A 20,190-nucleotide genomic window follows, 5' to 3' on the forward strand; every position below is an offset into this window, starting at 1 on the left:
TTAATTTTTAATCTCAGGTTTTACCTCCTTTATAGCTGGTTTTTTAGGTTTACCATCGGCATCTATTTCAATAATGGCATCAAAACCCAATTCATCTAATTTGTCCGCAATTTTTGCCCTATCGCCTACCATAAACCAATTTACAGCTTCTGGTTTAACCACTTTTTTACTCACATCTCTCACTTCTTGCAATGAAAGGTTACGTACATTGGCATCATATTTTTGATAATAATCATCTGGCAAACCATAATTGACCAAATTTGTTATAGACTGGTTTACAGAGCTATTAGTCTCCCATTGACCGGGCAGACTTAAAATTTGATTGGTCTTCACTTTTTCCAATTCTTCCTTTGTTACCGGTCTTGTAGAGATAAACTCAGATATCTCTTTTCGCAATTCTGTAACGGATTCAGCAGATTTATCCGTTTGCACAGGTGCGTACATTATAAACGGTCTTTCAGCTTTAGCACCCATAACAAAACCACTAGCTCCATAAGCCCAATGTTTATCTTCCCTTAAATTCATATTAATTCTAGATGTGAAATCACCACCCAGAATACTGACCATCTGCTCTAAAGCAATTTGAGAGACATCTCCGTATTTTTCAGTTAAATGTCCTGCCAAAATCACTGATTGCTCAGACTCTGGCCTATCCATTAAATAAAGTGTATTTTTCGAATTCACTTTTGGTGTGGTAAACGTAATATTAGGTACATCTGCCTTTTTCCATTTTCCTAAAGCCTTTTCTAACTTCGACTTTAAATCTTTCATTTCTATATCACCGGTAACTACCAGAGTTGCATTGTTAGGTCTTATCCAAGTAGCATAAAATTTTTGCACATCATCTTTTGAGAGTTTAGAAACCGTCTCCGTATAACCTGTTCCTGTGTATGGATTACTATAAGGATGACCTTCACCATATAAATACTTGTTCATCACCCTCAGTGCCATGGAAATGGGTTGAGATTTCTCTTGCTGTATTCTGTTTAATTGTTCATCCTTTAAACGATCAAATTCCTTTTCTGGGAAAGCAGGATTCAAAACAACATCGGCAAATAAATCAATACTAGCATCTAAACTTGGTTTCAGAGTATTGAGATAAATATTAGAATTATCTTGACTGGAATACGTGTAAAGACTTGCCCCTAATAATTGAAGTTTCTCGTTTATTTCTAAAGAATTTAAATCTTTAGTTCCTTCATCCAATAAATCCATAGCCAAAGCAGCAGTTCCCGGACTTGAAAGATAATCGGTTTTATATCCTGCATTAAACATTAAATTCATGACAACGGTAGGTACACCGGTTCTTTTTGCAAGTACTATATTAAGACCGTTAGATAATTTATCTCTTTGTAAGGCTGGAAATTGAGAACTTTTAGCTTCTCCTACTTCTGGCAATTTGCTGCGATCTACAGTACTTTTAGTAATGGTATATTCCGGAAATGGTTTACAAAGTAGAATATGTTTACCCCTAGTAAGCCACTTTTTAGCTGTATTCTGAATATCCAGTACAGTAGCATTTTCAACGTATTGCAACACGGTTTTATAATAAGCTGCATCATCAAAATAAGTTTGGTTAGATGCTAGAATATCTGATACTCCACCAAAGCCGCCAATACGCTCCAAACCTTTTATAAAACTTGAAAAATAAGCCGCTTTTACCCTTTTAAGTTCACTTTCGGTAGGTCCTTCTTTAATTAGTTTAGCCAACTCTTCTTCCATAATCTGTTGAACCCTATCAATATCTCCCTCTGGCTTTACATTTGCCCAAGTGATAAATTCACTTGCAATTTCATTTGAAGCTTGAAAAGAAACCACAGAACTAGCAACTTGCTCATCATATACCAATCTTTTGTACAATCTAGAGTTTTTGCCACTTGTCAATATAGAAGAGATTAGATCAAAATGAATGTCTTCTTTATTGCCAAATTCAGGCGTATTCCAACTAAATAAAATTCTGGCTTCTGGCACTCTATCTTCATAAACTTGATAGGTGTCTGAACTTTTTAAAGGAATATTCACTTCTTGCCTAGCTATTGTTGGTCCAGAAGGTATATCGCCAAAATAGTTCAACACTTTATTATACACCTCTTGAGGATTAATATCTCCTGCAACAGCTACTACGGCATTAGCCGCACCGTAATAAGACTTGAACCACTCTTGTACATCTTCAAGCGAAGCTGCATTTAAATCTTCCATTTCACCAATAACGGTCCATGAATACGGATGCCCTTTTGGGTACATCGCCTTGGTTAAAAGATCCCATTGCTTACCATAGGGTTGATTTTCTCCTTGTCTTTTTTCATTTTGAACAACACCACGTTGTTCATCTAACCTTTCTTGGTCAATTGCCCCTAAAAGGTGCCCCATTCTATCAGACTCTAAAAACAGTACTTGATCTAAGGCCGCAACCGGTACATTTTGAAAGTAGTTGGTACGGTCAGTATTTGTTGTTCCATTTAGATCGGTACCTCCTATTCTCTCCAAAGCTTGGAAATAATCATCGTTATAATTCTCACTACCGTTAAACATTAAATGCTCAAATAAATGTGCAAAACCACTTTTACCTGGTTTCTCGTTCTTAGAACCTACATGATACCATACATTCACGGCAGCAATTGGCGCCTTATGGTCTTCATGCACCAATAAGGTTAAACCATTAGGTAATATGAACCTTTCGTATTTTAGATCAATTTGATCAGATTTAAATTCAAAATCTTGTGCGTGCTGTTTTGTTAAACAAAACAAACACAGCATAATAAATAAGATTGTTTTTTTCATGATGAATACTTTTTTAATGATTTAAGTAAATATAATCTTTAAAAAAGTATGGAACAATTGTATTATTAGGTACGAAAAAACTTATAAAAACATTGCATTATTCTTAGACGTAAACTTCCTAGGGATCAAGCCCATCTATTTTAACAAAAATTTATAACTATCTAATCTATTGATAATAAAGGTCAGCCTGCCTATTACTGGGCAAAACACATTCTGTAAATACATACTTACACCATGCCTATAAACAAAAAACAAAAAAAAATGATACTTTTAAAGGAAATAATTCCAACTAATGAAAAACACCTTATTAAAAGATATTGGTTTAGCTTTTTTTAGAATTGCTGTTTCTGCAATGATGCTAACTCACGGACTTCCTAAATTCCAAAAATTAATTTCAGGAGATTTTCAATTTGCAGACCCATTTGGTATAGGAGCTACCCCTTCATTATTTTTAGCCGTTATTGGTGAATTTGTTTGTCCTATTTTGATCATTATCGGTTTTAAAACACGATTAGCGGCAATTCCACCAGCCATTACTATGGCGGTAGCAGCTTTTGTTGCTCACGGTGCAGATGATTTCAGTACAAAAGAAAAGGCTGTTTTCTATCTGGTTGCATTTATTACCATTTCTTTATTGGGACCAGGAAAATTTGGTATCGATAAAAGATAGATGCTAAACTATTTTATAAAGAAGTTCTTTTAGCAGATCAGCCTCTTTCATTGGGCTTGCCCCTACACCTTTACCCTTAAGATCCATTTCCCGTAGACTGGAAATAATAGCACTTACTTTTTTCATAGGGTAATTTCTAGCTGCCGTCTGTATTTCCTTTACAAAATATGGATTAATACGCAATGTACTGGCTACATTCTTAGGAGAATGATCACTTAGTCCATGATATTGTAACAGTTGGGTGAAAAATGAATGCAATAAGGTTATTGTCAATATAAACGGGTTATCCTTAGGATTTTGAGCAAAGTAATTAATGATTTTAGTAGCTTTTACTATATCCCTATCACCAATGGCCCGTTTTAATTCAAAATTATTATAATCCTTACTTATGCCTATATGTTCTTCAATATGCTGAGGATTAATTTCTGTCTCCTTAGGAAGAACCAGTTTTAGTTTTTCTAATTCTTTACTGATCTTCCCTAAATCCGTACCCAGATATTCTATCAATAATAATGAAGCTTTATGGGAAATGGTATAGCCATGCCCTAAAAGATGCTTTCTAAGCCAGTCACTCACTTGATTTTCGTATAACTTTTTACTCTCAAAGATTACACCGTTCTTTTTAATGATCTTGTGTAACTTTTTACGTTTATCAAGCTTTTTATATTTATAGCAAATAACAAGGACAGTTGTTTGCTGCGGATTTTCCGCATAGGAACATAGATCCTCTATAGTTCTAGAAAGGTGTTGGGCTTCTTTTACTATTACCACTTGTCTTTCTGCCATCATTGGATAGCGCTTAGCGTTACCAACAATATCGTCTATAGAAACATCTTTTCCATAAAGTACCATTTGGTTAAAGCCTTTCTCTTCTTCCGTCAACACTTTGGCGCCAATAAAATCTGATATTTTATCAATAAAATACGCCTCTTCGCCATATAAGAAGTAAATAGGACTTATTTGTCCTTTCTTGATCGCATTGACTATTTGTACAGCTTCATCCATTCAGAAAAATTCATCAACTTTGTATAATGCAGCCACTAAATTTTCCCAGCTACACTTTCAGGGTCAAAAATAGCGAAAATAGACCCTTAATATTTGACGAAATACGTAAAAAATTTATAGTACTTACTCCAGAAGAATGGGTAAGGCAGCATGTGGTAAAATTCTTGATACAAGAAAAAAACTATCCGATCAGTCATATCAACGTTGAAAAGCAGATTACCTTGAACGGGTTAAAAAAAAGATATGATATAGTAGTATTTAAGCAAGATGGAAAATTAGATATACTAGTAGAGTGCAAAGCACCGGAAATTACCATTTCCCAAAATACATTTGATCAGATTGCACAATACAATTTTAAACTCAACGCCAACTACCTAATGGTCACTAACGGACTCGCACATTATTACTGTCAAATGGACTTTGTTGCGGAAAAATATCAATTCATGCAGGAAATTCCTGATTTTAGCCGTTAATTTGCGATCGTTTTGAAGATAGCCGTAGTCATATTAAACTGGAATGGTGAAGTGCTTTTAGAGAGGTACCTACCTTCTGTTATCTCATATTCCCAAGGAGCGGATGTATATGTTGCCGATAATGCATCTACAGATGGTTCGGTAGCATTTATCACTGAAAATTACCCTACGGTAAAAATTATTCAAAATGCCGTTAATGGAGGGTTTACAAAAGGGTATAATGATGCACTTGTTCATGTAGATGCCGATATTTTCTGCTTGTTAAACTCAGATGTAGAAGTATCGCCTAACTGGTTAATACCTATTAAGGAAACTTTCAATAATGTGCCAGACGCTGCCATTATTCAACCAAAAATACTGGACCTTCTTAAAAAAGACCACTTTGAATATGCAGGTGCAGCCGGTGGTTTTATAGACCAATTAGGATATCCTTTTTGTAGGGGTAGGCTTTTTCAAACTTTAGAAAAAGACAACGGGCAGTATAATGATGTTAGAGAAATTTTTTGGGCAACCGGAGCCTGCATGTTCATTAAGAAATCTGTTTTTCATGAACTCAATGGTTTTGATGAAGATTACTTTGCCCACCAGGAAGAAGTAGATCTCTGTTGGAGAGCAAAAAACCATGGGTATAAAATATTATATGTGGGTACATCGCATATATTTCATTTAGGAGGTTCTACCTTAAGTAACATGAATCCGAAAAAGACGTATTTAAATTTCAGAAATACACTATTCTCCATTACAAAGAACTTGCCAAGACGAAAAGCCTTTATTATTATCTTCTTAAGATTACTGTTAGATGGTATTGCAGCAATACGATTTCTTTTTCAGTTAAGATTCAAACACTTTTTCGCTATTTTTAGGGCACATTTAAGCTTTTACAGACAATTTAGAAAAATGTATAAAAAACGGGAAAAAACTCAATTCCTGAGAAAATACTATGTTACGAAGTCCATTGTATGGTCTTACTTCGTACATAGAATAAGTAATTTTAACATTTTAGTAAAAGATTAACTAACAACACATATAAGTGACTTTGTAATTATATAATTTTGGAGTCGCTTAGATGCGAAATTGAGTAAATAACTAAATTATTATAATAGAATCAAATTATGAAAAAAGTATTATTAGGATGTCTTGGAGTAACGCTTTTACTTTCTTCTTGTGTATCATCAAAGAAGTATGCCGATCTTGAAGCAAAACACAAAAACGCGCAAGATTTATTAAACTCTGCAACTGTAAAGTTAAATGACTGTTTAGAAGAGAAAGCAACAGCTTCATCTAGACTTCAAACTTTAGAAGATCAAAATGCGTTTTTAAAGGCAAACAACCAAGAGTTGATCAACAATATGGGCAACCTAACAACTTTGACTACCAAAGGTGCTGAGAACTTAGAGAAGTCTTTAGAAAGCTTACAAGAAAAAGATTTAACTATTCGTAAGTTAAATGACGCTATCACCCGTAGAGATTCTGTAAACCTTTCATTGGTACAGAGCTTAAAAGGTGTGTTAGGAAACATGGATGACGAGGATATTGAAATCAGCGTAGAAAAAGGTGTTGTTTTCGTATCTATATCAGACAAGCTTTTATTTAGCAGCGGTAGCTATAATGTTACAAGTAGAGCTAAAGAAGTTTTAGGTAAAGTAGCTAAAGTTGTAAACAACAAGCCTGATTTTGAATTTATGGTAGAAGGTCATACAGACAACGTTCCTTACAGAGGTAACGGTTCTCTATTGGATAACTGGGATTTAAGTGTTAAACGTGCTACAGCTGTTGTTCGTATTTTACAGAACGATTTCAATGTAGACCCTAAGCGTATGACTGCTGCTGGTAGATCAGAATATGTACCGGTATCTACAACTGAAAAATCTAAAAACAGAAGAACCCGTATCGTAGTTCTTCCAAAAATTGATCAGTTCTACAGCATGATCGAAGAAGGAATGAAAGATCCTGCAATCAACAAATAATAATTGATTGTTACATATAAAATTAAAGCGGCTCAATTGAGCCGCTTTTTTTATGTTTGAAATTGTGGAATAAGGATCTAACTTAAATAATATCTAAACTCCCCTTACCTTCTCTTATTACCTCTGGATAACCGGTAGAAACATCTATTATAGTAGAACCTACATTACCCCCATACCCACCATCAATTACCACATCAACAAGATTATCCCATTTTTCATAGATCAATTCAGGATCGGTCGTATACTCCAAAACATCATCATCATCTCTTATAGATGTAGAGACAATAGGATTGCCCAGTTCTTCTACCAAAGCTTTGACAATACTATTATCAGGAACACGAATACCAACGGTTTTCTTTTTTTTAAATTCTTTAGGTAGATTGTTATTACCAGGAAGAATAAAGGTATAAGGACCCGGCAATGCCCTTTTCAAAATTTTAAATGTTGCGGTATCTATTTGTCTAACGTAATCTGACAGGTTACTCAAATCTGTACAAATAAATGACCAATTTGCTTTTGCCAGTTTAATACCCTTTATACGTGCTATCTTCTCCAAAGCTTTGGTATTGGTAATATCACAACCTAAACCGTATACGGTATCTGTGGGGTAAATGACCAAACCACCTTTACGTAATACATCCACCACCTTTTTTATCTCCTTGGGGTTAGGATTCTCTTCGTATATTCTAATGAACTCTGCCATAGCTTTAGGTTTTAAACCATATTGATATTAAATATACCAAAACTATCCGATCACTTCTAACTTTGCGAAACGAAGCAGTAGTTTCTTAATATCACCTTTATCGAACATTATCTCTGCCTTTCTATCGTTTCCGGCACCTTCAATCTTCACCACTTTACCTCGCCCAAAACGAGTGTGATTGATTAGAGAACCTTCTTGTAAATTAGGGTCTATCTTATTGGTATTACCTACTGGTTCTGATAATTGCGGTTTAATTTTACGCAGCTTTTTAAGTTGACCAGAATTTGGTTGACTTATAGATGGCGGAGTTCCCCTAACCGGTTTTTGTTGTCGTAATTTACTTTTATCTACCTCCCCGAAAATATCTGCATTAATCAATGATTTATAACGATAGCCACCATCTACAGGAGTAAGGTTCTCAACATATTTTTCATCTATTTCTTCCAAAAACCTACTAGGTTCGGCATCGATCAACTTACCCCAACGATATCTATTTTGCGTATATGTTAGGTACGCCTGTTTCTCTGCCCTGGTCAAAGCAACATAGAACAATCTTCTTTCTTCTTCTAATTCGCTTCTGGTATTCATACTCATTCCTGAAGGAAAAAGATCTTCTTCCATACCAACAATGTATACGTAAGGGAATTCCAATCCTTTTGCCAAGTGAATGGTCATTAAGGCAACCCTATCATCATCACCAGTATCATTGTCCAAATCAGTAGCCAAAGCTACATCCTCTAAAAACTCACTAATATTACCGGTAGCTTCATCAATTTCCTGTTGCCCTTCAACAAAATCCTTAATACCGTTTAAAAGTTCTTCAATGTTCTCCATTTTACCAATACCCTCTGGAGTTCCATCCTTTTTAAACTCTAAAAGAATACCTGTTTTTTTGGCAACATGTTCAGACAATGCAAAAGCATCGGTAGTTTCGTTCATTACCTGAAAACTTTTGATCATGGTTACAAAGTCCTGTAGCTTTCGTTTGGTACCAGAATTAATTTTTAAATCAATTCTATCAATATTCTCCATGACCTCAAAAATGGAACGATTGTAATGATTGGCGGCTACCACCAATTTATCCAATGTTGTACCACCAATACCCCTTGCTGGAAAATTGATTACTCTTTTTAAAGCTTCTTCATCTTTTGGGTTGATGACCAAACGTAAATATGACAAAACATCTTTGATCTCTTTACGTTGGTAGAATGACAGTCCGCCATAAATACGATATGGAATATCTCTTTTACGCAAGGCATCTTCAATTGCCCTAGATTGGGAGTTTGTTCTATATAATACACAAAATTGACCATTCGTCATTTGTTGCTGCATTCTATGTTCCCAAATAGAATTTGCTACAAATCTACCTTCTTCAGCATCGGTGGTACTTCTATGAATTTTAATTGAAGGCCCATCATCATTATCTGTCCAAACCACTTTCTCAATTTGATTTTGGTTTTTCCCGATGATGGAATTGGCAGCATTTACGATATTTCTGGTAGAACGGTAATTCTGCTCTAGGCGATACATACCTACATTATCATAATCTTTTTGAAAGTTCAGAATATTGCTGATGTTCGCACCTCTAAAAGAATATATACTTTGAGCATCATCTCCTACCACACAAATATTCTGAAAACGATCTGCCAATGCTTTTACGATCAAGTACTGTGAATGGTTGGTATCTTGATACTCATCTACCAAAATATATCTAAATCTATTCTGATATTTCATCAACACATCTGGGTAACGTGTCAAGAGTTCATTAGTTCGTAATAAGAGATCATCAAAATCCATTGCCCCGGCCTTAAAACAACGGTCAACATAATTCTCATAAATATCTCCAGTTCTTGGCTTTTTGGCCATAGCATCTTGTTCAACAAGATCTGGGTCATTTCGGTAGGCCTTAACCGTAATCAAACTATTTTTAAATGATGAAATTCTATTTTGAATCTGCTTATACTTGTAAATATCCTTATCAAGTCCCATTTCCTTGATGATAGAGGCAATTAGCCTTTGGGAATCTTGAGTGTCATAAATGGTAAAGTTGGCTGGGTAACCCAACTTGTCTCCATCTATACGCAATAACTTTGCAAAAACCGAGTGAAAGGTACCCATCCATAAGTTTTTAGCTTCACTGGCACCAACAATATGCGCAATACGTTCTTTCATCTCACGTGCCGCTTTATTGGTAAAGGTCAACGCCAAAATGTTAAAGGAATCTACACCTTGCGCCATTAGATACGCAATTCTATACGTTAATACACGTGTTTTTCCAGACCCTGCCCCGGCAATAACCATTAAAGGTCCGTCTTTATGCAAAACAGGAGCTTTTTGGGCATCGTTCAATTCATCTATAAATGAGCTCAAATTTTCTTTTTTTTAGAGCCGTGAATTTAGCTATTATTGAGGGATAGTAAAAGTGAAGTCCGCTAGTTTTATAAACAAATACGGGTATTTTTTTGAAATTGATAATAAATACAAAATCACTATCATAATCTTAGTATTATGTATGTTTGATCAATATATTTGTTGAACGACTACTTTAACTAACTTTAAATATACATTATGAGAAAATTATGGTTAATGGCCATTGTACTTTTCGGGGTTTCCGTACAAGCACAAGGTCCCAATCTTGAAAAGGATTACAAAGCTATTGAAAGCAAAGTAATTGATTGGAGAAGAGAAATTCACCAAAATCCTGAATTGGGAAACCGTGAGTTTAAGACTGCCGAAAAAATAGCCAAACATTTAAAATCACTTGGCATAGAAGTACAAACAGGAGTAGCACATACCGGTGTTGTAGGTCTATTGAAAGGAGATTTACCAGGAAAAGTAGTGGCACTAAGAGCAGACATTGATGCCTTGCCTGTTACAGAAAGAAATGATTTGCCATACAAATCGAACGTTACTACAGAATTTATGGGTGAAAAAGTAGGCGTAATGCATGCTTGTGGTCATGATACACATACGGCAATTCTAATGGGTGTTGCCGAAGTTATGTCCAAGAACAAAGATAAGATCAAAGGAACCGTAAAGTTCATTTTTCAACCTGCAGAAGAAGGTCCGCCACAGGGTGAAGAAGGTGGTGCACTTTTAATGGTTAAAGAAGGCGTAATGGACAGTCCTAAAGTTGATGCCATTTTTGGACTTCACATTAATTCTCAAACACCTGTGGGTACCATACGCTACAAATCTGGTGGTACTATGGCCGCGGCACAACAATTTGTGATCAATGTAAAAGGTAAACAATCCCACGGATCGCAGCCATGGTCAGGAATAGACCCTATTTTAATTAGTGCAAAAATTATTGATGGTCTACAGACAATAATCAGTAGAGAGACAGAACTAACCAATGAAGCCGCTGTTATTACCGTAGGTAAAATAAAGAGTGGCGTACGTTTTAATATTATACCAGAATCTGCAGAAATGATCGGTACTATTAGAACATTGGACTATGACATGAAAGACAAGCTTAACAAGCGTATGGTAGAAATGGTGAGCGATATTGCCAAAGCCTACGGTGGTGAAGCTACATGTGTAATTACAGATGCTACCGATATTACGTATAACAACCCAGAATTAGTAGAACAAATGCTACCGACCATGAAAAGGGTTGCAGGTGAAAACAATGTTCTTTTTCAAAAAGCGGTAACCGGTGCAGAAGATTTTTCTTATTTTCAACGTGAGGCTCCAGGCTTTTTCTTTTTCTTAGGAGGAATGACACCGGGTACGACAGAATCTTACCCACATCATACGCCAGACTTTCTAATTGATGATAGCGGTTTACTTTTAGGGGTTAGAACACTAACAGAAATGAGTTTGGATTACCTAAATAGTGATCAAACGCCTCGTTTAGATATTAAACCAAAAGGATAATTTTGATGAACGATTTTTTTAATTCAATTCCAAGTCCACCATGGTGGACTTGGATTTTTTTGTTTCTTCTAATAGTTGCTATTTATGATATTTTTATTCAAAAAAAGCACACTATTAAACATAACTTTCCTATAGTAGGGCATTTACGGTATTGGTTAGAAAGTATAGGTCCTGAAATGAGGCAATATTTTGTAGCTAACAATAGAGAAGAACTTCCTTTTAATAGAATTGAAAGAGGATGGATCTATGCATCGGCAAAAAAAGAGAATAATTATGAGGGTTTTGGTTCTGACCGTGACCTTTACGCTCATCAGCACATTTTCGTGAAAAATAGAATGATGGGCTTTGTGGTTCCTGAAGGACATCCAAATGCTATTGACCCTTACTTTTTACCATGTGCAAAAGTTATGGGACAACATAATAATCGTAGAAAACCCTTTAGGCCCAGTAGTATTGTAAACGTATCGGCTATGAGTTTTGGCTCCTTATCTGCCGCAGCGGTCGAGGCCATGAATAAAGGCGTAAAAAAGGCGGGAGCATATCATAACACAGGTGAAGGTGGTTTGTCACCATACCACAAACATGGCGGGGACATTGTATTCCATTTTGGTACCGGATATTTTGGCGTAAGAACTCCAGATGGTAATTTCTCTATGGAGAAAATGAAAAAACTGGTTGAAGACAATCCGTGTATTAAAGCCATAGAGATAAAACTGTCACAAGGCGCAAAACCAGGAAAAGGTGGAGTATTACCTGGTGCAAAAATTACTCCTGAACTTGCAGAGATCAGAGGTGTTGAAGTGGGAAAAGATGTCTTGTCACCCGCAACACATAAGGCATTTTCCAATGTAACAGAGCTTATGGCCCTAATTGAAGATATTGCAAATGAAACTGGTTTACCTGTAGGTATCAAAGGAGCAATAGGGAAATTGGACCAATGGGAAGAGTTGGCAGATTTAATGCTGGAGACGGGAAAAGGCCCTGACTTTATTACCGTAGACGGTGGTGAAGGTGGTACAGGTGCCGCTCCCCCATCATTTGCAGACCATGTTTCATTACCATGGGTGTACGGCTTTTCTAGTTTATACCGTGTTTTCTTGAACAGAAACCTAACCGATAGAATCGTTTTTATAGGTTCAGGAAAATTAGGATTTCCGGCAAAAGCGGCTATGGCATTTGCAATGGGTGTAGACTGTATTAATGTAGCAAGAGAGGCTATGATGAGCATTGGCTGCATACAAGCACAAGCTTGCCATAACAATACTTGCCCAACCGGTATTGCAACACAAAGTAAATGGTTACAGAAGGGAATAAACATTCCTTTAAAATCTGATCGTTTGGCACAATATTTTAGCACTTTCAGAAAAGAATTTTTAGAAATTACCCATGCTGCCGGCTATGAACACCCATGTCAGTTTACTATGGATGATGTACAGGTAAATGTAGATGATAACGACCTTAACAGAAGCTTGGCTTCTACATATGGCTACAATAAAGCCAAAGTACCTTTTACCTGTGTGCAAGATTTAAAAGACTGTTCGTATCTTGGCGGCAAAAATTAGATTAACCTATTCAATGCATATTACTATGAAACGATTTTTTATATGTTCAGCTATAATCTTATTGGGATTAAGTACAATTCAAGCTCAGAAAAAAAGTGAATTGATAGAACAAAATCAAGATTTAAAATTTAAGTTGGATTCCATTTCAAAAATGGTAAGCACTTCTCAACGCAATGAGAAATTAGCAAATCAACGCTCAGACGAATACCAGTCTCAAGTTACAGAACTGCAAGATGCCAATGCCACCTTAATGAAGAACCTCAATAGTTTTGCTGCATTATCTAGCCAAAATTCAGAGAACATCAACAAAACCTTAGCAACATTAGAACGTAAGGAAAAACAATTAAAAGGAATAACCGATGCTGTGGCAAGTAATGACTCTACCGCTGTTGTTATATTGACGAATGCAAAGCAAGTCTTAGGGGAAAACGCTAAAGTTGGTGTTACAGATGGCTCTGTGATCATTTCAGAAAAATTAGATTTTTTCTTTGCCGATGGTGTAGGCTTAAATCCATCTAGCGAATCTAAAGGCTGGCTTGAGAATGTAGCCAAGGTTGCCAATGCAAACCCAAAAAGCACCATAACGGTAGCAAGCTTAAATATTACCGGTGAAATGAACATAGCGCTACAACAAGCAGCAGCTATCGCTAGTATATTGATCAAAGATTTTGGTGTTAATGGAGAGCGAGTTATTGTCGTTGGCCAAGATGGAGGGCTAAGAGAATCTTTACAAATTAAGTTTCAACCAGATTATAAAGCTTTTTATGATATGGCCAAGGGAGACGTTAAAAATTAAAATACTTGTATTTCATCGATGAAGTACTATACTAATTGAAAAATTTGGACGTTCTTGTTTCGTAAATAATAACTGATTAAAAAATGAACTCCGACCAAATTTTTCAACTTTTCGCTTATTTAATACCATCAGTAGTAACTGGTGCAATTGCTTTCTATTTCTTTAGAATGCACACCAATAATGAAGAAGGAAGACGACGTTTTCTATTGCACAAAGACTCTCAAAAAGATACATTACCAGTACGTTTACAGGCTTATGAAAGAATGGCCTTATTTTTAGAACGTATTGCCATACCAAGTTTGGTTGTTCGTGTTTCTCCGCAATCCGATGATAAAAATGCTTATGAAAACTTATTGATCAAAAGCATAGAAACCGAATTTGACCATAACCTTTCCCAACAAATATATATGACAGATGAATGCTGGAATGTCATCAAAGCGGCTAAGAGCGCAACAATTCAAATGATCAGAAAAGCTGCGATGAGCAATACTGAGACAGCAGATAAATTACGAGAAGACATCTTAAACGAAACCATGGATAAAACTTCACCATCTGCCACTGCCCTATCCTTTGTTAAAAAGGAGATTGGTGACTTATGGTAATCTTTTGAAAATGAGGAATGTTTTAAAATATTGTTTGATAACAACATTTCTCGCCTTATCCATAATTCACTTTCATTGGAGTGCAGGTGGGTCAATTGGCTATAGCAGCTCATTACCAGCCGATGAAAACGGAAATATTTTACTTGCCCCAACTACAGTAGATTGTATACTTGTGGGGGTTATTTTGCTCTTGTTCGCAATTGTTTATACGCAAAACCCAAGCAATTTAAACTTTAAAGTTTTCAAGTACTTCTTCAAATTTGGGCAATGGATAATTCCTATCATTTTTTTAATAAGAGCTATAGGAGAATTTAAATATGTTGGTTTTTTCAAAGAAGTAACCACAACTGAATTTGCTCAAATGGACACTTTGCTTTTTTCTCCTTTATGCTTGGGTATTGGCTGTGTTGGAATATTTCTTGCATTAAAAAACCCAAAAACTATAGATAAATAATCAATCTTTATTCGTGTTCGTTTGGCTCTATTGGGTTTGTCTCTTCATTTTTATTTTTGGCATACAAGTATCCTCTTTTCCACCAAAGTGTCATTTTTGCCTTATCAAAAATCAAAGAATTAGTCGTTAATATCGTGGGTGTATAAAACAGGTTTATAATGGCATTCTTTTGATTGGCGACCAATTTTCCAATTCTTATATTCTGATTTTCAATACGGTCAAGAATAAAACTCATCATCGTAGTAATTAACTCAAACGGATTTCGAGAAGCTACCCTGTTCATATAATTTACTTCGGTATGCAAAACAACAACATCTACCTCAGTAGCCCCTCTTTTTATTGCTTCCTCAATAGGCACAATACTACCTAGACCACCATCTGCATATTCACAATAATTTTTGCGCACCAAACTCATAAATGGTGTGTAGTTTGCAGAAATCCATACCCAGTCACAATAATCTTCATAAGTGCAATCTTTAATTGACTTATACTCCACTTGATTTAATGAGAGGTTAGAAACTGTTATAACTACATCAGAATCTCCATTTTTTAAAGTTTCAAATTCTTCAATGGTTAAACTATTTTCAATAAGCTTTCTAAGATTTTCACTCTCACCAAAGGTCTTTTTACCGGTTAGAAAATTTCGTAAAACATTCCAATGGTTAATTGAAATTTCTTCATTACCACGAATGTTCTTCACTAAAAAAGGGCAGTTGTTAAAAATACTTTTTTGATTCACATTAGAATAGATTTCCTTAATCTTATCTAGCTTACCTAATGCCAGGTGAGAGATTAGAAGACTGCCAGTAGAAGTACCTACGAAAATATCATATTTTCTACCCTCTTCTTGAATAAGGTATTGAGCAACACCACCTGCAAAGGCACCTTTACTACCACCACCAGAAATAACCAATGCTTTCATTATTATTTTAATTTCGTTTTAAGATAACGCAAATCTGCTGAATTTAGTTGATTTGCAACCTTTTCAATTTCCTTTTTCTGTTCGTCGTTTTCCCATAACCTATCTAACAATAGCCTGGCATAATTTCTAAATTGCCAAGAATGATGGTTGGTAGCTTTAATTAAATTGACCAAGGCTTCATCATTTAGAGCATTAATTTCGGACAGATATTGAAAAGCCGTTTGTCTTACTTCTGGATTGTATACAGCGCTTGTATACCCCACAAGTTCTCGGTGAAAGTATACCTTCTCCGTAGGTTTATATTCGGGCGTAAACAATGCCAATGTCAACCAAAGTTGCCGAAAGCTTTTATTGGGCAAACCAACAACATCCTTTGTTTCTTCTAAATACATAACCCTATCTTGCTCAAAACTAGACCACAAATTATATAACATTATTTCGTTGGTTACGTAACTATCATCTAATAATAGCGCTTCTGCATCCTCTTTAAGAGACTCTTGTATTTTACCCATTTTCTCAGCGGCAAATTGTCTAACTTTTACGTTGTCACTGGTAATCAAAACTGGTAATTCCAATGCAGAAAAGTCATTTCTTAAGCTTAGTACGGCCAGCTTTAATTGCAATGAAAACTTAGGATTTGCTAAAATTTCAGAAGGCGTAAACTCTTTTGAATTACCTGAAATTAAATCATAATATATTTTATGGGTAGCACTATTTCTTTTTAGGTACTCTTTTACATCTTCCATCAGAAATAAATCACCTTCTAACCAATTTCTTCTAAAACTGTCTAAATCTTGATTACTCACCTCTTCCATCTCATTAATAAAATCAGTAACAGTCACATTTTTGAACTGATATTTATCTAAGTAAGCTTTAATTCCTGTTTTAAATGCGGAATCCCCAATTTCTTCTCTTAAAATAGCTAAAGCCCATGCCCCTTTTTCATAAAAGGTAAGACTACTAGCCTTAGGGTTCAATAAACTCTGCCCCTCTCCTTTTTCAGAAATATCACTTAGCGTTTTAGCTGTATCAAATAGCTTCCAATAGAAATAATCGTCACCAAAAATTTCTTTTTCGGCCAAATAGGCATAATAGGTAGCAAAACCTTCATGTAACCAATGGTGTTCACTATTCTTTTCCGTCACCAAATTACCAAACCATTGGTGCGCTAATTCATGCGCATTGATGTTTACATAATTTCTATCTATAAACGAAGTGGAATCAATAACATATGCATCAGAAAAAAAAGTAGCGCTCGTATTTTCCATGCCTGCATATAAAAAATCATGTACAGGAACCTGTTTATAATCTTGCCATGGATACGGCACACCTATTTCATTTTCTAAAAAATCAAATATCTCCTTAGTGTTCCTGTAAGTAGGTTCCACTTTTAGACTATCGTTTGGGTAGTAATAGTTTTCGATAGTTATTCCACTTTCAGATGTTAATATTTGCTTTTGATATATACCTATAGCGAATGCCAACAAATAACTGCTCATAGGTTTTTTCATATCAAATAACCAAATAGCATCTTCCTCATCATTATCCGTTTTTAGAAGTAGTTTACCATTTGCAATTACTTGATATTTTTTATCGGCTTCAATGGTAAGATCAAATTCTACCTTTTCTTCCATGTCATCAAAACTAGGAAGCCAATGACTGGTATACTTTCCTTGGCCTTGCGTCCATATTTGTTCATTACCTTCTAATTCATCATCCCAACCAATAAAATAAACCGTTTGTTTAGGCTTAGCTATATACTGGATCATCAGTTTATGTGATTCACCCGCTTTGAATTTTTGTGTAATGGAAATTGTCTTTTCTGTGGCAGTGAAGTCTATCTTTTCCCCATCAAGTTCTACTTTTGAAAAATCCATATTCTTTGCGTCAAAAAATACAGAATCAACATTTTGTAACACATGAAAACGATAGATCACTCCGCCTTTAATTTTTTTCTCTTTAGGTAAAAAACCTAAGTAAACCTTGGCTTTAATAAAATCTACTTTATCTTGATGTTGCCCAAAAGCATAGAGGGATAAGAATAAAAAAAGGGTGAAAATTAATTTCTTCATACAGCATAACAAACAAATAACATTTCAAATTTAATGTTTTGGGGAGCACTTCCCTAACCTTTACCTGAATTGAATGTGATGCTAAACAACACTTATTTCGCCAGTTACCATTAGATCCATATTTACAAGAGCAGTAATGACATTTTCCCCTTTGGGGATTAAGGGGCTTATCCCTATTTTAGTACCATGAACGCAAACTTCTTGCAAACTCCCGTAGTATACTTAAAAGGTGTTGGTCCCAATAGGGCCGAAACCTTAAAGTCAGAATTAGGAGTAAGCACCTACCAAGATTTGCTGAACCTTTTTCCTAACCGCTACATTGATAAAACCCAATATTATAAAATTGGTCAATTGCAACGTAGCAATGCCGATGTGCAGATTATTGGAAAAATCATCAATATTAAAACCGTTGAACAAAAAAGAGGTACACGGTTGGTAGCTCGTTTTAAAGATGACACAGGAGAAATAGAATTAGTCTGGTTTAGAGGTCAAAAATGGATTCGTGAAAATCTAAAATTAAACGTACCGTACGTGATATTCGGTAAATGCAATTGGTTTAATGGTACTTTCTCTATGCCCCACCCAGAGATGGAGCCATTAAAAGAGCACAAGCAAGGCACAAAAGTGTACATGCAACCCGTGTACCCATCTACGGAGAAATTAGGTAATAAAGGCATAACCAACAAGGTCATAAGCAAATTGATGCAGCAGCTTTTCATGGAAATCAACGGGAAATTCACCGAAAGCCTTTCAGACAAATTACTGTATGAGTTAAAGCTATTGGACAAAAGTGAGGCAATGTTCAATATACATTTTCCAAAAAACCAAGAATTGCTTGCAAAAGCCCAGTGGCGATTAAAATTTGAAGAGCTCTTTTATATACAATTGCAACTGATAGGAAAAAATGTATCTCGGAAGAAAAAGATAAAAGGATTTCCATTTCTTGAAGTCGGTGAATATTTTAAAGACTTCTACAACAACAAACTACCCTTTGAATTAACGGGAGCACAAAAAAGGGTTATAAAGGAAATACGGGCAGACCTTGGCAGTAATGCACAAATGAATAGATTGCTGCAGGGTGATGTAGGATCGGGAAAAACCATAGTTGCGGTAATGACCATGTTGTTGGCTATTGACAACGGATTTCAAGCCTGTTTAATGGCACCTACGGAAATTCTGGCCAACCAACATTTTCAAGGCATATCAGAGTTACTGGAAGGTACTGAAATTACCTGCGCGCTACTTACGGGCTCAGTAAAAAAATCGGCTAGAAAGCCTATACATGAGCAATTGGAAAATGGGGAATTGAATATACTTATAGGTACCCATGCCCTTTTAGAGGACAAGGTTAAATACAAAAATTTAGGAATGGCCATTATCGATGAGCAGCATCGGTTTGGCGTAGCGCAACGTTCTAAATTATGGCATAAAAATGAATTTCCGCCCCATATATTGGTCATGACGGCAACACCCATACCAAGAACATTGGCCATGAGCCTGTATGGTGATCTGGATATCTCTATAATAGATGAATTACCACCTGGTAGAAAACCCATTAAAACAGTGCATCGCTATGACGGTAACAGATTAAAGGTATTTCGTTTTATACGAGATGAAATTGAAAAAGGACGCCAGGTTTATGTGGTATACCCATTAATACAGGAATCTGAAGCCATGGATTACAAAGATCTTATGGATGGCTATGAAAGTATTGTGCGCGATTTTCCACAACCAAAATATCAGATTTCCATAGTTCATGGACAAATGAAACCGGCGGACAAAGATTTTGAAATGGAGCGCTTTGTAAAGGGAGAAACACAAATAATGGTAGCCACTACAGTTATTGAAGTTGGGGTCAACGTGCCTAATGCATCGGTTATGATCATTGAAAGCGCAGAACGGTTTGGATTATCGCAACTACACCAATTACGTGGTCGTGTTGGCCGTGGCGCCGATCAAAGTTTTTGTATTTTAATGACCGGACATAAGCTATCTAACGACTCCAAAACCAGACTAGAAACTATGGTGGCCACAAATGACGGCTTTGAAATTGCAGAAGTAGATTTAAAACTCCGAGGACCGGGTGACATTATGGGTACCCAGCAAAGTGGTCTGTTAAATCTAAAAATTGCAGATATAGTTAAAGATAATGACATCTTAAAATCGGCTCGCTACTATGCCCTACAATTACTAAAAGAAGACCCATCTTTAAGCAAGCCAGAAAATCTAATTATTAGACATATGTATGCACAGCTGGTAAAACACAAGAATATCTGGACTTATATTAGTTAGTGTTATTTTTAA

The 20,190-nt window shown here is 35.7% G+C and carries 16 protein-coding genes; 10 read left to right on the plus strand and 6 right to left on the minus strand.

Going from position 1 to position 20,190, the window contains the following annotated elements:
* A complete protein-coding gene (locus B2Z27_RS19430; RefSeq protein ID WP_286814916.1) occupies window positions 1–2,781 on the minus strand; it encodes a M16 family metallopeptidase in 2,781 nt (926 codons plus the stop codon).
* A 292-nt stretch (window positions 2,782–3,073) separates the two neighbouring features.
* On the opposite strand from B2Z27_RS19430, the gene B2Z27_RS19435 reads away from it, so the two are divergent.
* Window positions 3,074–3,451 carry a DoxX family protein gene (locus tag B2Z27_RS19435; protein WP_058105882.1) on the plus strand — a complete coding sequence of 126 codons (378 nt, stop codon included), beginning with the start codon at window positions 3,074–3,076 and terminating at the stop codon, window positions 3,449–3,451.
* A 3-nt stretch (window positions 3,452–3,454) separates the two neighbouring features.
* On the opposite strand, the gene holA is transcribed toward B2Z27_RS19435, so the two are convergent.
* On the minus strand, window positions 3,455–4,456 hold the full coding sequence (gene holA / locus B2Z27_RS19440) for a DNA polymerase III subunit delta (protein WP_286814917.1): 1,002 nt from the start codon (window positions 4,454–4,456) through the stop codon (window positions 3,455–3,457).
* Window positions 4,457–4,482: 26 nt separating this feature from the next.
* On the opposite strand from holA, the gene B2Z27_RS19445 reads away from it, so the two are divergent.
* The 3 genes from B2Z27_RS19445 (at window position 4,483) to B2Z27_RS19455 (ending at window position 6,896) form a co-directional block, all read left to right on the plus strand.
* Window positions 4,483–4,929: a type I restriction enzyme HsdR N-terminal domain-containing protein gene (locus B2Z27_RS19445; RefSeq protein ID WP_286814918.1), complete on the plus strand. Its 447-nt coding sequence runs from the start codon at window positions 4,483–4,485 to the stop codon at window positions 4,927–4,929.
* A gap of 12 nt (window positions 4,930–4,941) precedes the next feature.
* Window positions 4,942–5,943, plus strand: a complete 1,002-nt coding sequence (locus B2Z27_RS19450; RefSeq protein WP_286814919.1) for a glycosyltransferase family 2 protein — start codon at window positions 4,942–4,944, stop codon at window positions 5,941–5,943.
* Window positions 5,944–6,041: 98 nt separating this feature from the next.
* On the plus strand, window positions 6,042–6,896 hold the full coding sequence (locus B2Z27_RS19455; RefSeq protein WP_058105878.1) for an OmpA family protein: 855 nt from the start codon (window positions 6,042–6,044) through the stop codon (window positions 6,894–6,896).
* A gap of 82 nt (window positions 6,897–6,978) precedes the next feature.
* On the opposite strand, the gene B2Z27_RS19460 is transcribed toward B2Z27_RS19455, so the two are convergent.
* Window positions 6,979–7,599 carry an L-threonylcarbamoyladenylate synthase gene (locus tag B2Z27_RS19460; protein WP_058105877.1) on the minus strand — a complete coding sequence of 207 codons (621 nt, stop codon included), beginning with the start codon at window positions 7,597–7,599 and terminating at the stop codon, window positions 6,979–6,981.
* Between the two features lie 42 nt (window positions 7,600–7,641).
* Entirely contained in the window at window positions 7,642–9,969 is a 2,328-nt protein-coding gene (locus B2Z27_RS19465; RefSeq protein ID WP_058105876.1) for an ATP-dependent helicase, read from the minus strand.
* Window positions 9,970–10,167: 198 nt separating this feature from the next.
* Between B2Z27_RS19465 and B2Z27_RS19470 the strand changes: the two genes are divergently transcribed.
* The 5 genes from B2Z27_RS19470 (at window position 10,168) to B2Z27_RS19490 (ending at window position 14,892) form a co-directional block, all read left to right on the plus strand.
* A complete protein-coding gene (locus B2Z27_RS19470) occupies window positions 10,168–11,478 on the plus strand; it encodes an amidohydrolase (RefSeq protein ID WP_058105875.1) in 1,311 nt (436 codons plus the stop codon).
* 5 nt (window positions 11,479–11,483) lie between these two features.
* Window positions 11,484–13,040, plus strand: a complete 1,557-nt coding sequence (locus tag B2Z27_RS19475; protein ID WP_286814920.1) for an FMN-binding glutamate synthase family protein — start codon at window positions 11,484–11,486, stop codon at window positions 13,038–13,040.
* 25 nt (window positions 13,041–13,065) lie between these two features.
* Entirely contained in the window at window positions 13,066–13,836 is a 771-nt protein-coding gene (locus B2Z27_RS19480) for a hypothetical protein (protein ID WP_286814921.1), read from the plus strand.
* A gap of 83 nt (window positions 13,837–13,919) precedes the next feature.
* Window positions 13,920–14,438 carry a hypothetical protein gene (locus B2Z27_RS19485; RefSeq protein ID WP_058105872.1) on the plus strand — a complete coding sequence of 173 codons (519 nt, stop codon included), beginning with the start codon at window positions 13,920–13,922 and terminating at the stop codon, window positions 14,436–14,438.
* Between the two features lie 34 nt (window positions 14,439–14,472).
* Window positions 14,473–14,892, plus strand: a complete 420-nt coding sequence (locus tag B2Z27_RS19490) for a DUF3995 domain-containing protein (RefSeq protein WP_286814922.1) — start codon at window positions 14,473–14,475, stop codon at window positions 14,890–14,892.
* 7 nt (window positions 14,893–14,899) lie between these two features.
* On the opposite strand, the gene B2Z27_RS19495 is transcribed toward B2Z27_RS19490, so the two are convergent.
* Window positions 14,900–15,814 (minus strand): patatin-like phospholipase family protein, encoded by a 915-nt coding sequence (locus B2Z27_RS19495; RefSeq protein ID WP_058105870.1) that lies wholly within the window; start codon window positions 15,812–15,814, stop codon window positions 14,900–14,902.
* Between the two features lie 2 nt (window positions 15,815–15,816).
* Window positions 15,817–17,886: a M1 family metallopeptidase gene (locus B2Z27_RS19500; protein WP_286814923.1), complete on the minus strand. Its 2,070-nt coding sequence runs from the start codon at window positions 17,884–17,886 to the stop codon at window positions 15,817–15,819.
* Between the two features lie 186 nt (window positions 17,887–18,072).
* On the opposite strand from B2Z27_RS19500, the gene recG reads away from it, so the two are divergent.
* The gene (gene recG / locus B2Z27_RS19505) at window positions 18,073–20,178 is read left to right on the plus strand and encodes an ATP-dependent DNA helicase RecG (RefSeq protein ID WP_286814924.1); all 2,106 of its coding nucleotides are present in this window, start codon (window positions 18,073–18,075) and stop codon (window positions 20,176–20,178) included.
* The last annotated feature ends 12 nt before the right edge of the window (window positions 20,179–20,190 follow it).

The organism is Maribacter sp. UBA3344 (assembly GCF_002362375.1).
GTDB lineage: Bacteria > Bacteroidota > Bacteroidia > Flavobacteriales > Flavobacteriaceae > Maribacter > Maribacter dokdonensis.